This is a genomic window from Pseudomonas sp. TH06 (assembly GCF_016651305.1).
In the GTDB taxonomy this organism is placed as follows: Bacteria; Pseudomonadota; Gammaproteobacteria; order Pseudomonadales; family Pseudomonadaceae; genus Aquipseudomonas.
Window position 1 is genome coordinate 5,188,581 of the sequence record NZ_JAEKEC010000001.1, and the last position, 20,365, is coordinate 5,208,945.

18 protein-coding genes are annotated in these 20,365 nt (G+C 60.8%); 11 read left to right on the forward strand and 7 right to left on the reverse strand.

Going from position 1 to position 20,365, the window contains the following annotated elements:
- Positions 1-197: 197 nt before the first annotated feature.
- From JFT86_RS22955 to JFT86_RS22965, 3 genes are all read right to left on the reverse strand, one after another.
- On the reverse strand, positions 198-3,119 hold the full coding sequence (locus JFT86_RS22955; protein WP_201238452.1) for a TonB-dependent receptor: 2,922 nt from the start codon (positions 3,117-3,119) through the stop codon (positions 198-200).
- A 210-nt stretch (positions 3,120-3,329) separates the two neighbouring features.
- Positions 3,330-4,289, reverse strand: a complete 960-nt coding sequence (locus JFT86_RS22960; protein WP_201238453.1) for a FecR family protein — start codon at positions 4,287-4,289, stop codon at positions 3,330-3,332.
- Positions 4,286-4,792: a sigma-70 family RNA polymerase sigma factor gene (locus tag JFT86_RS22965; protein WP_201238454.1), complete on the reverse strand. Its 507-nt coding sequence runs from the start codon at positions 4,790-4,792 to the stop codon at positions 4,286-4,288. Before JFT86_RS22965 ends, JFT86_RS22960 begins: the two co-directional genes overlap by 4 nt.
- 297 nt (positions 4,793-5,089) lie before the next feature.
- Between JFT86_RS22965 and JFT86_RS22970 the strand changes: the two genes are divergently transcribed.
- From JFT86_RS22970 to JFT86_RS22985, 4 genes are all read left to right on the forward strand, one after another.
- On the forward strand, positions 5,090-6,808 hold the full coding sequence (locus JFT86_RS22970) for a hydrogenase maturation protein (protein ID WP_201238455.1): 1,719 nt from the start codon (positions 5,090-5,092) through the stop codon (positions 6,806-6,808).
- A gap of 175 nt (positions 6,809-6,983) precedes the next feature.
- Positions 6,984-7,847 (forward strand): LysR family transcriptional regulator, encoded by an 864-nt coding sequence (locus JFT86_RS22975; RefSeq protein WP_201238456.1) that lies wholly within the window; start codon positions 6,984-6,986, stop codon positions 7,845-7,847.
- 112 nt (positions 7,848-7,959) lie between these two features.
- On the forward strand, positions 7,960-9,105 hold the full coding sequence (locus JFT86_RS22980; RefSeq protein WP_201238457.1) for an SRPBCC family protein: 1,146 nt from the start codon (positions 7,960-7,962) through the stop codon (positions 9,103-9,105).
- Positions 9,102-10,178: an SMP-30/gluconolactonase/LRE family protein gene (locus tag JFT86_RS22985; RefSeq protein ID WP_201238458.1), complete on the forward strand. Its 1,077-nt coding sequence runs from the start codon at positions 9,102-9,104 to the stop codon at positions 10,176-10,178. Before JFT86_RS22980 ends, JFT86_RS22985 begins: the two co-directional genes overlap by 4 nt.
- A gap of 132 nt (positions 10,179-10,310) precedes the next feature.
- On the opposite strand, the gene JFT86_RS22990 is transcribed toward JFT86_RS22985, so the two are convergent.
- Together JFT86_RS22990 and JFT86_RS22995 are read right to left on the reverse strand one after the other, a co-directional pair.
- Positions 10,311-10,475 (reverse strand): hypothetical protein, encoded by a 165-nt coding sequence (locus JFT86_RS22990; RefSeq protein ID WP_201238459.1) that lies wholly within the window; start codon positions 10,473-10,475, stop codon positions 10,311-10,313.
- Positions 10,476-10,584: 109 nt separating this feature from the next.
- Positions 10,585-10,827: a DUF465 domain-containing protein gene (locus tag JFT86_RS22995; RefSeq protein WP_201238460.1), complete on the reverse strand. Its 243-nt coding sequence runs from the start codon at positions 10,825-10,827 to the stop codon at positions 10,585-10,587.
- 205 nt (positions 10,828-11,032) lie between these two features.
- On the opposite strand from JFT86_RS22995, the gene JFT86_RS23000 reads away from it, so the two are divergent.
- The gene (locus tag JFT86_RS23000; protein ID WP_201238461.1) at positions 11,033-11,554 is read left to right on the forward strand and encodes a DUF4142 domain-containing protein; all 522 of its coding nucleotides are present in this window, start codon (positions 11,033-11,035) and stop codon (positions 11,552-11,554) included.
- A 64-nt stretch (positions 11,555-11,618) separates the two neighbouring features.
- Here the strand turns inward: JFT86_RS23000 and JFT86_RS23005 are convergent, their stop codons facing one another.
- Positions 11,619-11,882, reverse strand: coding sequence for a hypothetical protein (locus JFT86_RS23005; protein ID WP_201238462.1), 264 nt, complete (start codon positions 11,880-11,882; stop codon positions 11,619-11,621).
- Positions 11,883-12,133: 251 nt separating this feature from the next.
- Between JFT86_RS23005 and JFT86_RS23010 the strand changes: the two genes are divergently transcribed.
- The 6 genes from JFT86_RS23010 to JFT86_RS23035 are packed head-to-tail and all read left to right on the forward strand — an operon-like array spanning position 12,134 to position 17,538.
- Positions 12,134-12,985, forward strand: coding sequence for an STAS domain-containing protein (locus JFT86_RS23010; RefSeq protein ID WP_201238463.1), 852 nt, complete (start codon positions 12,134-12,136; stop codon positions 12,983-12,985).
- A 2-nt stretch (positions 12,986-12,987) separates the two neighbouring features.
- Complete coding sequence (locus tag JFT86_RS23015; RefSeq protein WP_201238464.1) at positions 12,988-13,350, forward strand: STAS domain-containing protein; 363 nt, start codon at positions 12,988-12,990, stop codon at positions 13,348-13,350.
- A complete protein-coding gene (locus tag JFT86_RS23020; RefSeq protein WP_201238465.1) occupies positions 13,347-13,751 on the forward strand; it encodes an anti-sigma regulatory factor in 405 nt (134 codons plus the stop codon). The genes JFT86_RS23015 and JFT86_RS23020 overlap by 4 nt, the downstream gene beginning before the upstream one ends.
- A complete protein-coding gene (locus JFT86_RS23025) occupies positions 13,748-14,758 on the forward strand; it encodes an ATP-binding protein (protein ID WP_201238647.1) in 1,011 nt (336 codons plus the stop codon). The genes JFT86_RS23020 and JFT86_RS23025 overlap by 4 nt, the downstream gene beginning before the upstream one ends.
- Positions 14,751-15,626 (forward strand): ATP-binding protein, encoded by an 876-nt coding sequence (locus tag JFT86_RS23030; RefSeq protein ID WP_201238466.1) that lies wholly within the window; start codon positions 14,751-14,753, stop codon positions 15,624-15,626. The genes JFT86_RS23025 and JFT86_RS23030 overlap by 8 nt, the downstream gene beginning before the upstream one ends.
- Positions 15,616-17,538, forward strand: coding sequence for a response regulator (locus JFT86_RS23035; RefSeq protein ID WP_201238467.1), 1,923 nt, complete (start codon positions 15,616-15,618; stop codon positions 17,536-17,538). The genes JFT86_RS23030 and JFT86_RS23035 overlap by 11 nt, the downstream gene beginning before the upstream one ends.
- Positions 17,539-17,705: 167 nt before the next feature.
- Here JFT86_RS23035 and JFT86_RS23040 read toward each other — a convergent pair whose 3' ends face one another.
- A complete protein-coding gene (locus tag JFT86_RS23040; protein WP_201238468.1) occupies positions 17,706-20,339 on the reverse strand; it encodes an excinuclease ABC subunit UvrA in 2,634 nt (877 codons plus the stop codon).
- Positions 20,340-20,365: the final 26 nt, after the last annotated feature.

Here is a 20,365-nt window from a genome sequence, read left to right on the forward strand (position 1 = left end):
GGGTTTCGATCTCAAGGTGTGAGGTACGCATAATTGATCCTTTATCCGGGAGCCTGAGCGCTCAAGCCGCTCAGCGACTTCAATGTCATGGCTGATGCTATAGATCGCGCTTCCGACGACCAACCTGAAAAAGTCGTCGGAAATATCCCCGCACTTGCGCAAAAGCTTCCGGTTTCCGTAGGACGTAAACAGAACGATCAACTGCCGAAGTGATAACTCACATCCAGCCACCACTGGCGCCCATAAGGGTCGTAGTTGCCAGTCGGGTAATACGGCCAGCCTGCAGAATCGTCGTGTTTGATCTGATTGAGCACGTTGTTCACCGTCAGGCCGACACTGGCGCGGTCATTGAGCTTGTAGCGCGCGCTGGCGTTGAACACAGTCCACGGCGACAGACGCCCATCCCCCGCGCCATTGGTGACGGAGCCGTAGCGAATGCCCATCAGCGTCGCCGTGGCTTTCTGATAATCCCAGGTCAGGCTGGCGTTGACCTTGCTGCGCCAGTCGTAGTTGGTCCGCGAGGTGCGCCAATCCTGAGTCGGCGCCTCATCCGATTCCTTATAATAGTGCGACAGCACCAGGGTGTAGCCCAGCGTCGAACTGAACGCACCGTACTGGCCGGCACCCCAGCGAATGTTGCTCTTGAAGTCCAGACCGCTGACGCGCTCGCTGGCAGCGTTGATCGCGTTCACCCGTACGCGCTGCAACTGGTTCGGATCGACAGCGGCGTTGCCGGCATTACGCTCGATGCGCGCCAGGGTCGACTGGCAGTTGGCCGAGTTGATGTCCTGCGTGCCGTTGCGGCATTCGTTCTCCTGCTGCAACAGGCGGTTTTCATCGACCGTGGTCAGCAGATCATCGATCTCCACACGCCAGAAATCCGTGGAGAAATCAAAATTGCGCGACGGCGACCAGACAAAACCATAGGTCCACGATTTACCGCGTTCGGATTCAAGGTTGGCAGTGCCGCTTTGCGTGTAGTCGACCCGCCCGCGATCACAAGCGCCCTCCACGCCTTGGCTGCAGCCGTAATAGTCGATCTGTGCCGGGTAGTAACCGTTGCTGTCGGACTGGTAGATGTAGTTGAGGTCCGGCGCGCGGAAACTGGTGCCGTAACTGCCACGCAACAACAGGCTGGTAACCGGCCGCCATTCCAGCCCCAGGTTGTAGGTCTTTTGTTGTTCAGTGCGGCCGCTGAATTTGTATTGGTCCCAACGCCCCGCGGCGGTCGCCAGAATCGTGTCGGTGACTGGAATGCTGAACTCGCCACCCGCCGCATAACGCTTGCGCGAACCGCCGGAGCTTTGCGCAGGAGAAACGCCATAGAACGTGCCGTCGTTGAGGCCGTCATCCGGGTCGACGCGATATTCCTGCTTGCCCGCCTCCAGCACGCCGGCAAACCCCACCGGCCCTGCCGGCAAGTCAAACAGATCACCGTTGACCGAGGCGTTGTAACTGGTCGATACCGATTTGCTGCTCTGGGTCAGGTTGCTGCGAAACTGCTGCCATTCCTGCGGCGTCAGCGGCCGATCGAGGCGCGAGGCGTCAGGGGCAAAGACCGGATAACCGTCACGGGTGCCCAATTGCGGGCCGAGATAGAAATCCTGAATAGATGACAGTGGCGTGTAGCGGGTCGTGCGCACGCTGCGATATTCCGAGCGATTGGCCGCCAGGTCGTAGCGCCAGCCCGTGTCGGCAATCTTGTCGGAAAGACCGAGGGTGCCCGTCCACGAAGTGTCACGCCATTTGCTGTTATTGCTGGTGCGCCCACCGATTTCCTCTTCGCCGTAGCGTCGATACCAGCGCTCCAGGTTGCCGCTGTTCTGGTTGATGAAATCCGGCGAGGTGAAGGTCGGGCCGCGGGTGTTGTTCTGGATGTGGTCAAGGCCGTACATCAAGTCGGCAAACACCTCGCCACTGTCGCTGAAGTGCCAGGTGCCGCGGGTGTAGCCGTCGTAGTTTTCCTTTTGGGTCTGGATAGTCCAGTAATCGTTGTACATCTGATCGGTGCGGCAGCGGCCAGCACTGTTGACCAGTTTGTTATCGAAGGTGCCCTGATACGCGCCGCATCCCGGCCCCAGATACCGGCTATTGGTCAGGTCACGGCGATAACCGACGTCCGCCAACGGACCGCTTTGCATGAAGCCACGGTCGTCGGCCCAGATCGGATCGCGGTGAGTCAGCTCCAGGCCGAACAAGCCGTCGAAGTCGCCCCAACTGCCGCCGCCACTGATCTGCAAACGCTGATTGTCGCCACCGCCACGCTCGCTGGTGCCGCCCTTGAGATTGACGTCAACGCCGTTGATTTGCTTCTTGAGGATGATGTTAACCACCCCGGCAATCGCATCCGAACCATAGATCGCCGAGGCGCCGCTGCTGAGGATTTCGATGCGTTCGATCACCGCCGACGGAATGTTCGCCAGGTTGGTGAAGTTGACCTTGCCGTCGTACGGCGTCGGGTAGTCGGCGACGCGCCGCCCATTGATCAGTACCAGCGTGTGATTGGGGCCGAGGCCGCGCAGGTTCAATGCGCTGGCCGCCGGTTGCCAGGTGTTGCCGTAGTCTTCGCCCTGGGTCATGCCGGTGTTTTGCGTCTGGGTCGCCAAGGCGTCGTAGACGTTTTTGTAGCCGCGCGCTTCCATTTCCTCGTGGGTGATGACGTTGACCGGAGTTGCGCCGTCGCTCTGTGCGCGGGCGATGCGCGAGCCAGTGACGGTGACTTTTTCCATGCGGTAATCAGCGCTGGTAGCGGGTGCCACGGTGGTGACTTTCGCCGGTACGGAAGTCACCGCCTCGCCTTCACGCACACTCAGGCCCTGCGCACTTTGCTCGACTTGCAGACCGCTGCCGAGCAAAGCTTTCTCAACCGCCTCGCGCCCACCCAAGGCACCGCGTACGGCGCTGCTGCGTTTGCCCTGCACCAGATTCTGACTAAAGGAAATCGGCACGCCGGTCTGCCGCGAGATGTCCAGCAGCACCTCGTCGAGCGGACCGCTGGCAATGTCGAAAGTGAACACGGCAGCAGCCGGTTGCTGGGCGAAAACGTGCAATGGACTGATGCCCATCGCCAAGGCAACGGCGAGGGTCAGTCGAGGTAATTGTTGTTTGAATAAGTACATCGAGGGGCTTCCCTGTTGAAGGCGTCTGCAGGGAATGAGCAGCGGGACTGCGCTTTTTATAGGTCGGCGATTAGGCCAAGAAGGCATATCCCTATAACCGTATTTGCTGCATTCCCTTATCTGGATTCATCCCCTCTGTAGGAGCTGCCGCAGGCTGCGATCTTTTGATTTTGTTTTTGAAGATCAAAGGATCGCAGCCTGCGGCAGCTCCTACGGGGATGAGGTTGCGCGGGGTTCGATGCTGACCCAGTAGGGGTTGTGCCAGATGACGCGGATCGGCAGTGAACGCGCAAGCAATTGCAGCGTCTGGTCACTGTCGTCGAGCGAATAGAGGCCGCTTAGGCGCAAGTCGGCAACCTCCGCGCTGACATGCAAGATGCCGCGACGGTAAGGGCGCAAGCTGTCGATGACTTCGCTCAACGGACGGTCGCGGACTTCCAGCCGGCCTTGCAGCCACGCACTTTCATGGCCCTTGTTGCGTTGCAGGCTGAGGATGTTCTGGCGGTTGAACAGCAGGCTCTCCCCCGCCTCCACCACTTGCCGCGCGCCGCCCGAAGTCAGCACTTCTACCTGCGAATGGAGCATCACCAGACGCGTGGCATCCTCGCCTTGCTGGACAAGAAATTTCGTCCCGAGGGCGCGCATCCGGCCGTGCTCGGTCTCGACCACAAACGGTCGTGCCGTATCTTTCGCCACGTCCACCAGTAACTCCCCACTGCGCAACGCCAGCAACCGTTGATGACCATCGAACAGAGGCACCACGCGACTGCGCGCATTGAGCGTCAATGCACTGCCATCGGCCAGGGTGAAATCACGCCGCTCAGCCGTGCCGGTCGCCAACTCTCCCGCTTCCGGCAACCAGCCATAGCGCCGCCCGAGCAATCCGGCCAGCAGCGCAACACCCAGCACACTCAAACTGCCGCTGATAAACCGTCGCCGGCTCGACGGTGCGTTGAGGCTGTGCAGCAGACTGTTGCGCGGCAGCCCGCGCAGAGTCGGGTTGCGCAGCAGGTTCAGACCGCCGCCCATTTGCTCGATGATCTGTTGGTGCCGTGGATCGGCCATGCGCCAGGCGTCGAACGCGGCGCGCTCGCCGAGGCTGACTTCGCCCGATTGCAATATCGCCATCCATTGCGCCGCTTCATCGATCACGGCTTCGTCGGCCCTCATGCCTGCATCGCCTGATAGCAACGTTTGAACGCCTCGACCATGTACTGCTGCACGCGACTGGTGGAAACCCCGAGGCGTTCGCCGATTTCGCTGTAGGTCAGGCCGTCGAGCTGATGGTAAAGAAACGCCGCTTTGGCCTTGGCCGACAAACCATTGAGCAACCGATCGACCGCCAGCAACGCCTCGATCACCAGCGCGCGTTCTTCCGGCGAGGGATGCACCGGCGTCGGCGCCAACGCGAGGCTTTCCAGGTAGGCGCGCTCGAGATCCTGGCGGCGCCAGCCTTCGTACACCAGGCGCCGGGCGATGGTGGTCAAGAGTGCACGCGGCTCACGGATCGCCGTCGGGTCCGGCAACGCCAGCACCCGCAAAAAAGTTTCCGAGGCGATGTCCTGTGCACTGTGCGGGCAGCCCAGCGTGCGGCCGACGGCGGCACACAGCCAGCGATAGTCCTTTTGGAACATCTGCCCGATGATCTGGTAATGCGGGTTATGACCACCCATGCCTTGCTCCCTGAAACGGGCTCCACCCGCTGCGAAAAACCGTCGTTCTGCCGGGATCCTCCGGCATTGATCAGGCGCGACTGTGCAATAGCGCAGCGGGCATTTGAAGTAATAAAAAATATACTTAAGCAAACTATTGAGCATAAGACGCTTCGTCGCCGCAGAAACATTGGCTGACACAACGTTGACCTCGATCACTGGTGTGCAGACGGCCAGTCATTAATCTTCCGACTCCATCGAAGGCCAGGGAAGGCTCACCGGGAGCCTGCGGCTGATCCCATTCAAGGAAGAACTTTCATGCGACCACTCAAGATCATTCTGCTGTCGTCAGCGTTCAACTGCCTGACCCAGCGTGCCTGGCTGGAACTGCGTCAGGCCGGGCATTCGCCCAGCGTGGTGGTGTTTACCGACGAGGCTTCCGTGTGCGAACAGATCGAACACAGCGGCGCGGACCTGGTGATCTGCCCGTTCCTCAAGGACCGCGTACCGCAAGCACTCTGGAGTAACACCGAACGCCCGGTGGTGATCATCCACCCCGGTATCGTCGGCGATCGTGGTGCCAGTGCCCTCGACTGGGCGATCACCAACGAGCTGTCGAGCTGGGGCGTGACCGCGCTGCAAGCGGTCGAGGAAATGGACGCCGGACCGGTCTGGGCGACCTGCGAGTTCAATCTGCCGAGCGGTCTGCGCAAGTCCGAGCTGTATAACGGTCGGGTCAGCGATGCGGCCATTCGCTGCATTCGCGAAGTGGTGGAAAAATTCATCGAAGGCTGCCAGCCAGTCGCGCTGGATTACACCAATACCGCCGTGCGCGGGCGTTTGCAGCCGAACATGAAACAGGTCGATCGCAGCTTCAGTTGGCACGATTGCGCCCGCTTTATCAAACGCTGCATCGATGCGGCGGACGGCCAGCCCGGAGTGCTGGCGAGTCTGGCGGGCGGTCAATATTACGTGTACGACGCCCATCTGGATTCGCGCAGCGGCTTGCCCGGCGAGATTCTCGCGGTGCATGACGATGCGGTACTGGTCGCGGCGGGAGACCATAGCGTGTGGATCGGTGCGTTGCGGCGCAAGCCGCTGCCGGGTGAAGAAACCTTCAAGCAACCGGCGCGGCATGTGCTGGCCGAAAAATTGGCCGATGTCCCGACGCTGGACTGGTCGATTGCCAGCCAGCCGTTCAGTGACGAGGCGTATCAACCGATTCGTTACCGTGAATCCGGGCATGTCGGCGAGCTGACCTTCGAGTTCTACAACGGCGCGATGAGCACCGAGCAATGTCAGCGCATGGTCACAGCATTGCGCTGGGCCAAGTCCCGCGACACGCAGGTGCTGTTGATCAAGGGCGGGCGCGGCAGTTTTTCCAACGGCGTGCATTTGAATGTGATTCAGGCCGCGCAGGATCCGGGTGCGGAAGCCTGGGCGAATATCCAGGCGATCGATGATGTCTGTGAAGAGCTGCTGACGGCGCGGCAACTGGTGGTCAGCGGCGTCACCGGCAATGCCGGCGCCGGTGGCGTGATGCTCGCACTGGCCGCCGATATCGTCTTTGCCCGGGCGGATATCGTGCTCAATCCGCATTACAAAAGCATGGGCCTGTATGGCTCGGAATACTGGACCTACAGCCTGCCCCGCGCCGTCGGCCCGGCGCTGGCGGAGCAATTGACTCAGGCGTGTCTGCCGGTGAGCGCCAGCCAGGCGTGGCAAATGGGTATGGTCCAGGAAGTCGGCCCACGTTGCCCGGATGAGTTTTCTCTGTGGTTGCTGCAACGCGCCAACAGCACTCTGAGTGACCCGACCTATGCGCCGGTGCGTGAACGCAAGTCGCGGATTGATCAAGTGCTGGTCCAGCAATGTCGCGAAAACGAGTTGCAGGAAATGCAGGAAGACATGCTTTACAACCGCAACGGCTTCGCCGAGAAGTGCCGGCGCTTCGTCTACAAACGCAAGGCGTGTGGCACGCCGGCGCGGTTGGTCGAGGATTGGGCGCGGGCAGGTGAAGTTGAACTGATCGACTGATCTTCAGCGTCTACGAAGGCCCCATCGCTGGCAAGCCAGCTCCCACAGTTTCCGTGGCGTACCCAAGTTCTATGTACACTGCAAAACCTGTGGGAGCCTGGCTTGCCAGCGATGAACGATGACGCGGTATCAAGTGGGCACTTACAATGCGTGCACCTCAAACACCGGCCCGCCCATGGACATCGACCTCGCCCGCACCTTCCTCGAAATTGTCCGCCACGGCAGCCTCGCCGCCGCCGCACAGAAGCTGTTCGTCACGCAAACAGCGATCACCGCCCGGGTACAGAAACTCGAAAGCCAATTGGGCAGCACGCTGTTCGTGCGCAACCGCGCCGGGGCGAAATTGACGCCGAACGGCGAAGCATTCGTGGTCTACGCCAATCAACTGGTGCAGACGTGGGAAGCCGCGCGTCGCGACTTGCCGCTGCCCGAGGGCTATCACAACGTGCTGCACATCGGCGGCGAAGTCAGCCTGTGCAATCCGCTGATGCTCAGTTGGGCTGCGGAACTGCGTGAAAAGATTCCTGGCCATGCCTTGCGCATGGAAATCCGCGACGGCGAAAACCTGCTGCGCCAACTCGAACTCGGTGTGCTCGATGCAGCGCTGGTTTATCAGCCGGAATACTGGCCGGGCCTGCAGGTCGAGCAGGTGCTGGAAGAAAAACTGATTCTAGTGCGCACCCCGGAGCGTGCCGATCCCTACGTCTATATCGATTGGGGCCCGGACTTCCGCCGTCAACACGATGCAGCCCTGCCGGAGAAAGCCAAAGCCGCGCTGAGTTTCAACCTCGGCCCGCTGGCCCTGCAATACATCCTCGAACACGGCGGCAGCGGTTATTTCCGCACCCGCGTGGTGCGCACCTATCTGGAAAGCGGTGCCCTGGAACCGGTGACCAAAGCCCCTGAATTCGGCTACCCGACCTATCTGGTGTACTCCCGCGACCGTGACTCGACGACGTTGCAACAGGCCTTCGATCTGCTGCGCAAAGTGATCGAAGCAGATGACGACTGGTCGCAACGCTGGAATCCATTGAGCTGAACCTGCCGTTTTACACCGGATCATGGCGCATGTGACCTCAAGGTCCGGCCTGCACAAATGGCCGGATCGGCTAATCTGCCGGGTATAACAACAATACCCACAGGTGAACGCAGTGAGGCAGACCACCGAGGCATTTCGCAGCCGCTATCGTGCGGCAATCCATCCGTTCTACAACCCGTGGCTGCACGGCGCCTTCGTGCTGCTGTTCGGTGTGCTGGCCATCGGCGCATTCTGCAGCAGCGTCGACCAGGTCAATTGGCTGGAATGGCTTACCGTGCCGCTGACGCTGTTGTTCTTCAACTTCGGCGTGTACATGGTCCATCGTCATCTCGGCCATCATAAAAAAACCTTCGCGAAAATGTTCTACGCCCGCCACGCCGGCGACCATCACAGCTTCTTCACCCCCGGCCACATGACCTACGACAGCGCCCGCGACTGGCGGGTGATCCTGTTCCCGGCGTGGCTGATCGTGATCCATACGCTGCTCATCACCCTGCCCTTGTGGTGGCTGGTCGCGCAGGTCAACGCCAACGTCGCCGGGTTGTTCGGCGGTTGCATGGTCCTTGGTTATCTGACCTACGAAGTGTTTCACGCCGCCGAACACCTGCCTCCGGACAATCCACTGACGCGTCTACCGTGGATCCGTCAGATGCGCCGTCTGCACGAACTGCATCACCGTCGCGAGCGCATGCAAGAGCGCAATTTCAATATCGTCCTGCCGCTGATGGACTACCTGTTCGGCACCCTGTACTGGGAGCCGGAAGTCGCCCCTTTGAGCTATTCGAGAATGCCCATGACCCGCCAACAGCACACGATCGATATCGCCGGCGAACCGATTGCCGTACTCGCCTATGCCGCCACGGTCAGCCGTTGGCCCGAATGGCATCCGTCGTCGCTGAAAATCGACGGCCCGCAAGGCCCGCTGCATGCGGGTTCAGGTTTTGAAGAAGACATTCATGCCGGTGGCCGTACCGGTCATCTCCGCTGGCAAGTGACCGAGTATCTGCCGGGGCGGCGCTGGTGCGCACGGGCGCAGGGGGATCACGGTTTGTCGCTGGAGCTGACGTATGAATGCGCGGCTGAAGGTGTCGGCACTCGTTTCGTGCGCACGCTGGATTATCGTTTTGACGGCTTGGGTATGCGTATCGCCAATCGGCTGTTGCTGAAACGACGCATCGAGCGCGAGTCCGCCGCATCCATGCTCGCGCTGCGGGACAGGGCTGCGCAGTACCTGGCGTCAGTGAGGGCCAGCGCATGAAGTGGCGGCGGGTGCTGTTGCTGCTGATTGCCGTGGTCATCGGGTTTTTACTGTTGATGCCCACCCGGGTTGAGCCCGTCGCCTGGCACCCGTCACCGGCGCCCTCGCTCAAGGAGGGTGTCTATGCAGAAAATCAACGACTGAAAAACATCGCGCAGGTCGGCCCCAGTGACATCGACGGACCGGAAGCGTTGCTATTGGAAAGCGACGTTTTGATCACCGGTCTGCATGACGGACGACTGATCAGCAGCAGCCTCGATGGCCAGCAACGCAAGGTGCTGGCCGATACCGGCGGGCGTCCGCTGGGCCTGGCGCGGCATCCTAACGGTTTGCTGGTGATTGCTGACGGGGTCAAGGGTTTGCTGTCCCTCGATGCTCAGGGCCGGCTGATACCCCTGAGCACCGCCGCCAATGGCCTGGCATTCGGATTCACCGACGATGTGGCGATCGACAAATCCGGGCACTACGCCTACTTCAGCGATGCCTCCAGCCGTTGGGGCTATGGTCATGACGGCGAGGCGATCATTGAGCACGGCGGTGACGGACGCCTGTTACGCTACGATTTTCAGACCGGCAAGACCAGCGTGTTGCTTGACAAGCTGGAGTTCGCCAACGGCGTGACCCTCGGTCCCGATGATGCCTATGTGCTGGTCAACGAAACCGGTGCCTACCGCATCAGCCGCTTCTGGCTGACCGGGCCCAAGGCGGGCACCCACGACCTGTTCATCGACAACCTGCCTGGACTGCCAGACAACCTCGCGTTCAATGGCAGCGACCGCTTCTGGGTGGCGCTGTATGCGCCGCGCAATGCCTTGCTCGATGGCACCGCCGGGCATCCGTTCGTACGCAAGATGATTGTCCGGGCGCTGACCGTGCTGCCGAAACCGGTGGAAAAGCGCGGGTTTGCGCTGGGGCTGGATTTGCAGGGCAAGGTGATCGCCAATTTGCAGGATGCCAGTAGCGGGAATTATTCGCCGATTACCACGGTTCGCGAATATGGCGACTGGTTGTATTTCGGCTCGTTGAAGGCGACGCATATGGCGCGGTTGCCGTTGGCTGAAGCCTTGAAGTGAGGCTGGTGTTTTGGTGTCGGATTAACTGACGCCATCGCTGGCAAGCCAGCTCCCACAGGTACTGGATCGTTCGCACTATCTGTTAACGACAAAGATCCTTGTGGGAGCTGGCTTGCCAGCGATGGCGGTCTGTCAGTTAGAGGACTTGTCGAACTTTTCGGGGTCTTCGTCTTCGGGAAGATCCTTGTCCGGCTCTTCAGGATTGGCGGTGGTATGCGCCGGGCTGTTGGGTTCGGGATGGGTGGGCACGGGGTCGAATGCGCCCTGCTCTTCACTGGGGAATTTGTCGTTGTTCATAAGGCACCTCGCAAAGAGTCGATGATTGAAGACTCTGTACATTCGAGGTGCCGGTCGGGGCTGTCGTTCCAGTCAATCCGTAACCGCAGGTCGGCGGATCAACAGCGGCTCAGGACTTTGCCTGTAACTGCTCGACGATTTTGTCTTTGACCTGCAAGCGCTTCTCTTTGAGTTTCTTCAGCACATCGTCGCTGGGAGCATCCGACTGGGCGGTTTCGGCCTTGACCACTTCGGCATCAGCTTCGGAATACTTGTTGATCAGTGAATCCAGTAAAGGATCCTTGGAGCGTTTTAGCTGGATCTCGTCCTTTGCAATCTTCAAGTCCTGTAACAGGTCATGGGGAACCGGCATGGAACACCTCCGTGAGTTGATCGGTGGCCAACGCGACCGATTGCGCTGGTCAGTTATCAGAATGGCCTCGGACAGGCCGTTCTGTCGACCACCTGTCTGACCAGCGGTGCCCGTTCGTCGCCCTGTCGCAAATGCGATAAAACCTTTGTCCGCCGTCCTGTCTCCATTGGATAACGCTCACAACAAACTGCGTGGAGATACACCAATGGACGGATTCAACCTGCGTCACCTCGCCCTCGCTGTCGCACTGAGTGCCAGCATGGGCAGCGCCTTTGCGGCCACCGACAATAATTTCGTCGATAACGCCGCTGCCGGTGGCATCGCCGAAATCGAAACCAGCCGTCTCGCCCTGGAAAAAAGTCAGTCGGCCGACATCAAGGCGTTCGCCAACATGATGATCACCGATCACGGCAAGGCCAACGATGAACTGGCGACGATTGCCAAGGCCCATGACATCAAGGTCCCGGACGACACCACGCTGGTCAAACAGGCCAAGGAGAAAATTCTTGATATGCGCGACGAGTCCTTCGATGCGGCCTACGCCAACAATCAGGTCAAGGCCCACGAAGAAACCATCGAGTTGTTCAAGAAAGAAGCCAATACCGTGACGGACGACCAGGTCAAAGGCGCGACCGAGCTGAAAGCCTTTGCGCAGAAAATGCTGCCAGCGCTGGAAAAACACCTGGCGGCAGCGAAGGAGCTGCAGGCCAAGCATCCGAGCAAGTAAACCTCTGACTGCAAAACAAACAGGCCGCATCCAATGGATACGGCCTGTTTGTTTTCTACCCCGACTAACCCCCGTCCGTATCAATATCCGCATCCGTCTCCTCCCCCGGCTGCGGACGATCCGGCTTCGGCTCGAAACCCGGGCTGAATTCATTGTCGTTATCGGTATTTCGATTCTTCTGGTCCACCGCCGGATCAGCACTCTGCGTCTGCTCAGTCTCGCCTTGGCGTTGCGCAGGCTGCGTCGGCGCCGGTTGCCCCGGCACTTGCGGGTCGATCGCCGGATCATTGCGATTGATTGGCTCCGCGGATTGGTTTTGCTCGTTCATAAGCACCTCGTAGGTCAAAGCGGGCGCGACCGAAACCAGTCGGGCCTTGCAGATTCGAAGCCAGTACCGCGCCAACGTTCAAAACATCGCGCCTTACAGGCATGCCGACTAGAGTTACCGAGGCGTTTCTTGCGCCAGATCAAAAATATCCTTGCAAGAGCGAACAACTATTTCGAACGGCAACGGTCACTGACTTCGCGCCGATCAGATTTGCGAAATCGGCCCCCAATTCGCTACGGAGCAACAGGCACATGGCAGCACTGCAGAACAGCACACTCGATGCGATGAAAAACAAACAGGCACAACTGCTGGGCGAATGGATCAACGGACTGGAAACCAGCGGCGCCACCCGCAACCTGAAAGACCACGACGTGCAACAACAGACCAGCGAATTCCTGCAATTGGTCGTTAGCGGGCTGGAAAACGACAACGGCACCAACATCAATGCACCAGGCTGGGAAGCGACGCGGCAGTTCCTCGAAAAGCTGTCGCACAGCCGTGCCCTGCTCGGCCAGGATTCGCAACAGACCGCCAGCTTCATTTTCTCCCTCAAAGGCCCGTTGTTCACCCTGCTGCAAAGTCACTACAAAGACCAACCGGCGCTGCTGGCAGAACAGCTGTGGGAGGTCTCCGAGCTGCTCGACGCCTTCGGCCTGCACACCATCCGCACGTTCCAGAAATCCCGTGAAGCGGTGATCAAGCGTCAGCAGGAAGAGCTGCTCGAATTGTCCACGCCAGTGGTCAAGCTGTGGGACGGCGTGCTGGCGTTGCCGATGATCGGCACCCTCGACTCCCAGCGCACACAAGTGGTGATGGAGTCGCTGCTGCAACGCATCGTCGACACCGGTTCGGAAATCGCCATCATCGACATCACCGGCGTGCCGACCGTCGACACCCTGGTCGCTCAGCACCTGCTGAAAACCGTGACGGCGATCCGCCTGATGGGTGCCGATTGCATCATCAGCGGCGTGCGTCCGCAGATCGCGCAAACCATCGTCCACCTAGGCCTCGACCTGCAAGGCGTGGTGACCAAGGCTAATCTGGCCGATGCACTGAAACTGGCCCTGACCCGCCTGGGTGTCAGCCTCGTCAAGACGGTTTAAGCATGGAACGTATCCCGATTCTTCAAATGGGCGAATTCCTGCTGGTGACCATTCAGGTCGACATGCATGACCAACTCGCCCTGACCCTGCAGGACGATCTGTCCGAACGCATCAGCAAAACCTCGGCGCGCGGGGTGTTGATCGACATCTCGGCGCTGGACATGGTCGATTCGTTCATTGGCCGCATGATCGGCACCATCTCCGGGCTGTCGAAAATCATGGACGCCGAGACCATGCTGGTTGGTATGCAACCGGCGGTAGCGATCACGTTAGTCGAGCTCGGCCTGACCCTGCCCGGCGTCAGCACGGCGTTGAACGTCGAGCGTGGGATGAAACTGTTGCAGGAACGAGTACGCCAGCAATGATCGTGCGCAGCAGCGGTACTCAACCGATCAACATCGAACAGGACGTGGTGCTGGCCCGCCAAACCGCGCGCAAACTGTCCACCGAGTGCGGCATGCGCCTGATCGACCTGACCAAACTGGTCACGGCCGTCTCGGAGCTGGCACGCAACACCATGGTTTACGGTGGTGGCGGCGACATGGACTGGCAGATCCTCGAGGATAACGGCCGCGTCGGCCTGCGCCTGACCTTTCGCGACGAAGGCCCGGGCATTCCAGACCTAAAACTGGCGATGACCGACGGCTGGACCTCCGGCAGCGGTCTGGGTCTGGGTCTGACGGGCGCAAAACGGCTGGTCGACGAATTCGAACTGGACACCGAGCCCGGCAAGGGCACTCGCATAACGATTACCCGATGGACATGAACATCAGTGGGTCATTGACCCAGGTATTACTGATCGAAGACAGCAGCCAGATCGGCCATGCCCGGCGCAGCGCGCAACAGCTCGCCGAACAACATGGTTTTGGCGAAAGCGATGCAGGGCGCGTGGCACTCATAGCCACCGAGCTGGCGAGCAATCTGCTCAAGCATGCCGGTCACGGCGAACTGCACCTGCGGTTATTGCCGCGACAGGGCGACGCCGGTATCGAGATGATCGCGGTGGACCGGGCCAAGGGTTTTGATCTGCAGGCGTGTCTGACCGACGGTTTTTCCACTGGCGGCACCCAAGGCATCGGTCTTGGCGCCGTGTCACGCCAGGCGGACGTGTTTGACGTGTACGCCGATCATCGCGGCGCGGTGCTGCTCGCCCGTTTGTATCCGCGCAGCGACCGCCAGGCGGATCTGCTTTACGGCGTCAGCCAGCACTCGCTGCATAACGATCCGGCCTGCGGCGATGTCTGGCATCTGGCGTATCACGGCGCCGACATCAGTGCGCTGATCGTCGACGGTCTCGGCCACGGCGAAGACGCCGAGAAAGCCGCTCGCGCCGGTGAGCAAGCGTTCGCCGATGCGCCGTTCAGCTCACCGGTGATGCTGATGGAAGACATGCACCGCGAGATGATCGGCACCCGTGGCGGCGCAGTGGCATTTGCGCAGTTTCACGCCGACCGTGCCAGCCTGACGTTTGCCGGGGTCGGCAACATCGGCGCCAGCCTGATTGCCGTCGACAAGTCGCGCGGCCTGGCTTCGCACCCGGGCATCGTTGGCGGCCAATACCGAAAAGCCCAGCCCTTTGACTATGCTCACGTGAACGGACATCTATTGATCATGTACAGCGACGGCTTGCAGTCCCGTTGGAATCTTCAAGACTATCCCGGTCTGGTGCACCGCCATCCCGCCGTGATAGCCAGCGTCCTGCATCGCGACTTCTGTCGTGGGCGTGACGATGTAACGGTACTGGTCGTTGCCCTGGAGGCCGCCCATGGCTGAGTCGCCCAACTTGAGCAATGCCGAACAGGCCGCGCTGATCGCGCAACTGCAAAGCGAAACGGCGGCCCTGCGCGAAGAACTCGACGAAACCAATCAGGGCGTACTGGCCCTGTACGCCGAACTCGACACTCAGGCCGAAGAACTGCGTCAGGCCTCGGATCTGAAAAGCCGCTTTCTGTCGTACATGAGCCACGAGTTCCGCACCCCGCTGGGCTCGATCCTCAGCATCAACAGCTTGCTGGCCGACGAACTCGACGGGCCGCTGAGCCCCGAGCAGCACAAACAGGTGGCCTTCGTCAGCACCGCGGCCCGTGAACTCAGCGACATGGTCGATGACTTGCTCGATCTGGCGAAAATCGAGGCCGGGCGCATCACCATTTCTCCGGCATGGTTCGACATGTTCGACCTGTTCTCCGCCCTGCGCGGAATGTTCCGGCCGATTGTCGATGCAACCGCAGTCGATCTGATCTTCGAAGAGCCGGTCGGCCTGCCGCGCCTGTACACCGATGACAAGAAGCTCGCGCAGATCCTGCGCAACTTCATTTCCAACTCGCTGAAGTTCACCACCCGTGGTGAAGTGCGGGTCTCGGCGCGACTGGAAGGTGCCGATAAAGTGCGCTTTGCCGTCACCGATACCGGAATAGGTATCGCCGCCGAGCTGCATGGCGCATTGTTCGAAGACTTTTCCCAGGTCGACTCGCCGTTGCAGAAACGCCTGCGCGGCACCGGTCTGGGCTTGTCGTTGTGCAAGCGCTTCGCGGCTCTGTTGGGTGGCGAGGTCGGCATGGACAGCGCGCCGGGGGTCGGTTCGACCTTTTTCGTGATCATTCCGTTGGCGATCGCTTTGGAGAACGTCGATGAAACGTGACATCCGCCTGTTGATCGTCGATGACAACGTCGCCACCCGCTATGCCTTGCGCAAGCGCCTGGAACGCCACGGATATGAGGTGCTGGAGGCTGGCACCGGCACCGACGGCCTGGCGTTGATCGAGAGCGAACCACTCGATGCGCTGATTCTCGACGTCAACCTGCCGGACATGAGCGGCTTCGACATCGTGCGCATCCTGCGGGCCGATCCGCGCACCGCTTTGCTGCCGGTGATCCATGTCTCGGCCGCTTCGATCCAGACTGGCGATATCATCACCGGCCTCAACGCCGGGGCCGATGCCTACCTGATTCATCCGGTCGACCCGGACGTGCTGCTGGCGACCTTGCGCACCCTGCTACGGGTGCGCGACACGGAAAATGCCCTGCGCGAAAGCGAGGCGCGGTTTCGCGAAATCTTCGCCAATGTTTCCGCACCGATCGCAGTGCTCGATGCCACTCTCAAGGTGCATGAGTGCAATCACGCATTCAACCAGTTGATTCTGGATAACCGCGATCCACAAACCCTGAGCGAATGCTTCGCCGACGAACAAGGCGCCATTCTCAATGAGCTGCGTTTGCGCCTGGTCGATGGCGAGCGCTGGAAAGGCACGTTGAACATGCGCGTGCAGGGTGAGATTCGCGAAACCGAGTGGCAGATTTCGCCGTATCGCACGCCGGAGCTGAGCCTGGTGTTCGTCGAAGACGTCACCGAACATCGCCATCGCGAGCGTTCGCATCTGGCGCGCCTGGACGACACCACGTCGCAACTGGCGCGCGCCGAATCGCAGTTGCTGCAAGTGCAGAAAATGGATGCACTGGGCAAGCTCACCGGGGGTATCGCTCACGACTTCAACAACCTGCTGACCGGCATCATCACCAGCCTTGAGTTGATCCAGAAACGCATCGCCGACGACCGTCCGGAAAAGGTCAGGTTTTACGCCGAAGCGGCTCTGAATTCGGCGATGAGCGCGGCCGCCCTAACCCACCGCTTGCTGGCGTTCGCGCGCCAGCAACCGCTGGACACGCGCCCGGTAGATATCAACGAGCATGTGCGTTCACTTGAAGAACTGTTGGTGCGCACCATCGGTGAACGGATTGCCCTCAAGCTTGAACTGACCAATAAACCGGCGATTGCACTGGTCGATCCGAGTCAGCTGGAAAGCGCGATGCTCAACCTGGTGATCAACGCCCGCGATGCGCTGCCCCAGGGCGGCAACATCTGGGTCAACACCTATGCGGCTTACTCCCACGGCGACCCGAATCTGGCCGACGGTGCCTATGTCGCGTTGTCGGTACGCGATGACGGCACCGGTATCGAACACAATGTGATCGACAAGGTTTTTGATCCGTTCTTCACCACCAAACCGCTGGGTCAGGGCACGGGGTTGGGGCTGTCGACGATTTATGGTTTTGCCCGCCAGTCCGGCGGCGATGCGCACATCCGCAGCGTGGCGCGGCGCGGCACCGAAGTGACGATCATGTTGCCGGCCACCAGCGATCCGACCGGGGTCGACATTCCAGCGCCGGCGGTCGATCCGCAAGGCAGCGGCGAGCACGTGCTGATTGTCGAAGACATGCCGTCGGTGCGGATGTTCGTCACCGAAGTGCTGGAGGATGCCGGTTATCGCTGCACCCAGGCGGCTGATATCGAGACCGCGCTGGAGCGTCTGCAAAATGATCCGACAATCAACCTGTTGCTGTCCGACGTCGGTTTGCCACGCATGAGCGGCCGCGAACTGGCGGACGTTGCCCGGGGCTGGCGCGAGGGCTTGCCGATCCTGTTCATGACCGGCTACGCCGAAACGGCGATCAATCGCCAGGTGTTCCTCGGCGACGGCATGGAAATGCTGGTCAAACCGTTCCAGATCAGCGAACTGCTCGATAAGGTCCGCCGCACAATCGACGGCGCCTGACCCACGCTATCGCTGGCAAGCCAGCTCCCACAGGTTTTGCGGTGTACTCAAAAATCAGTACACCCCAATCACTGTAGGAGCTGCGGCACGCTGCGATCTTTTGATCTTGCCTTTTCGGATCAAGATCAAAAGATCGCAGCGTGCCGCAGCTCCTACAGGGAGGTGTGCTATTGGCTTAAGGCGCGGGCGAGGAACGGCGCAGTCCGGCTCTTTTTGCTGGCGGCGACTTTCTGCGGGGTGCCGGCGACCACAATCTTGCCGCCCTGATCCCCCGCCCCCGGGCCGATATCGATCACCCAGTCGCTCTGCGCGACCACGCGCATTTCATGCTCGACCACGATCACCGTATGCCCGGCCGCCACCAGCGTATCCAGTTGCTCCAACAGCCGATCGACATCGCGCGGATGCAGGCCGGTGGTCGGTTCGTCCAGTACATACAGGGTCGCGCCACGCTGATTGCGCTGCAGCTCGGTGGCCAGTTTGATCCGTTGCGCCTCACCACCGGAGAGTTCCGTGGCCGGTTGCCCGAGCCGCAGATAACCCAGGCCGATATCGTGCAAGACCTCCAGCGCACGGCGAATGCCAGGCTGCCCGGCAAAAACGTCCAGCGCTTCATCGACAGTCAGTTGCAACACCTGGGCGATGCTCAAGCCTTCCCACAAAACCGCCAAAGTCTGCGGGTTGTACCGCGCGCCATGACAGGTCGTGCACGGCGCATACACGCTGGGCATGAACAGCAACTCGACACTGACAAAGCCTTCACCTTCGCACGTCGCGCAACGACCCTTGGCGACGTTGAAGGAAAACTGCCCGGCGTCATACTCCGCTGCCCGCGCTTCGGCTGTCGCGGCGAACAGCTTGCGCACGTTGTCGAACAGCCCGGTGTACGTCGCCAGATTGGAGCGCGGCGTGCGACCGATAGGCTTCTGATCGACCTGCACCAGCCGTTTGATCGACTCCAGACCGGCAATGACCTGACCGCTGCTGGCCTGCGGCGCGTCGTCTTCAAGACTCGGTTCTTCAGTTTCAGCCTCGACAGTCGGACGTCCCAGTTGCGCGCCGACCAGCTCCAGCAACGCCTGACTGACCAGACTCGACTTGCCGGAACCGGACACGCCGGTCACCGCAGTGAAACAGCCCAAGGGAAACTCGGCACTGAGATTGCTCAGGTTATTGCGGCTGATGCCCGCCAGTTTCAGCCAGCCCGATGGCTTGCGCGCCGTCCGTGTCGGCCGCGGCTGATCGGCAAACAGATAGGCACGGGTCTGCGACTCTGCCACCTCGGCCAGCCCTGCCGGCGGACCGCTGTACAACACCCGGCCGCCCTTCTCGCCCGCTGCTGGCCCAACGTCGATCAGCCAGTCAGCGCGGCGCATGGTTTGCAGATCATGCTCGACCACAAACAATGTATTGCCATCGGCCTTCAAACGCTGCAAGGCCTCGAACAGTGCCTCGCCATCAGCCGGATGCAGACCGGCAGAAGGCTCGTCGAGGACGTAGATCACCCCGAACAGCTGCGAACCCAATTGCGTGGCCAGGCGCAACCGCTGTAGCTCACCGGAGGACAAGGTCGGCGTGCTGCGCTCGAGTGCCAGATAGCCCAGACCGAGATCGGTCAAGGTGCTGACACGCTCCAACAGATCCTCGGCAATGCGCTGCGCCGCCAGACGCTTTTCCAGCGACAGGTTCGGCGTGTGCCGCACATCCGGCGCGCTGGCGTGGCCACTGGCACCCTGGGCGACGCGTTGCTGGCGTGCTGCGCGGGTCTGCGCATGGCTCAAGGCCTCGCCGGTTTCCTCGGCGTGTTCCAGGTAACTGGCCGCCGCCACCGGCCGCAACACTTCGGCGACTTGCAACAACGGCATCTGCGACAGCTCGCCGATGTCATAGCCGGCAAACGTCACCGACAACGCCTCGCGCTTCAGGCGTTTGCCCTCGCACAACGGGCAAGGGCTGCCGAGCATGAACTGCGCAACGCGCTTCTTCATCAGCGCACTTTGCGAATGCGTGAACGTATGCAGGATGTAGCGCCGGGCGCCGGTGAAGGTGCCCTGATAACTCGGTTCCATTTTGCGCTTGAGGGCGACGCGGGTTTCCTCCGGGGTCAGCCCGGCATACACCGGCACGGTCGGGGTTTCTTCGGTGAAGAGAATCCACTCGCGCTGCTTTTTCGGCAGCTTGCGCCAAGGAATGTCGACGTCGATGCCCATGGTCACGAGGATGTCACGCAAGTTCTGCCCCTGCCATGCCAGCGGCCAGGAGGCTACGGCGCGTTGGCGAATGGTCAGGTTCGGATCGGGCACCATCAGCGCTTCGGTGACTTCGTACACCCTGCCGAGACCATGACACTGCGGGCAGGCGCCCTGCGGCGTGTTCGGCGAAAAGTCCTCGGCGTACAACATCGCCTGCCCCGGCGGATAACTGCCGGCGCGGGAATAAAGCATGCGGATCAGGCTCGACAGCGTGGTCACGCTGCCCACCGATGAGCGCGTGCTCGGTGTTCCGCGCTGCTGTTGCAGGGCCACGGCGGGCGGCAAGCCTTCGATGGAATCGACATCCGGCACACCGACCTGATCGATCAGCCGCCGCGCATAGGGCGCCACCGATTCGAAATAGCGCCGCTGCGCTTCGGCATACAAGGTCGAGAACGCCAGCGACGACTTGCCCGACCCGGACACCCCGGTGAACACCACCAACGCGTCGCGGGGAATGTCGACATCGACGTTCTTCAGATTGTGCTCACGGGCGCCGCGCACCCGGACCATGCCGGCGGGTGCTTTGGAATTACGCTTGGAGGTCATTGGCGGGCCTTTTCTGAAAAGTTGCA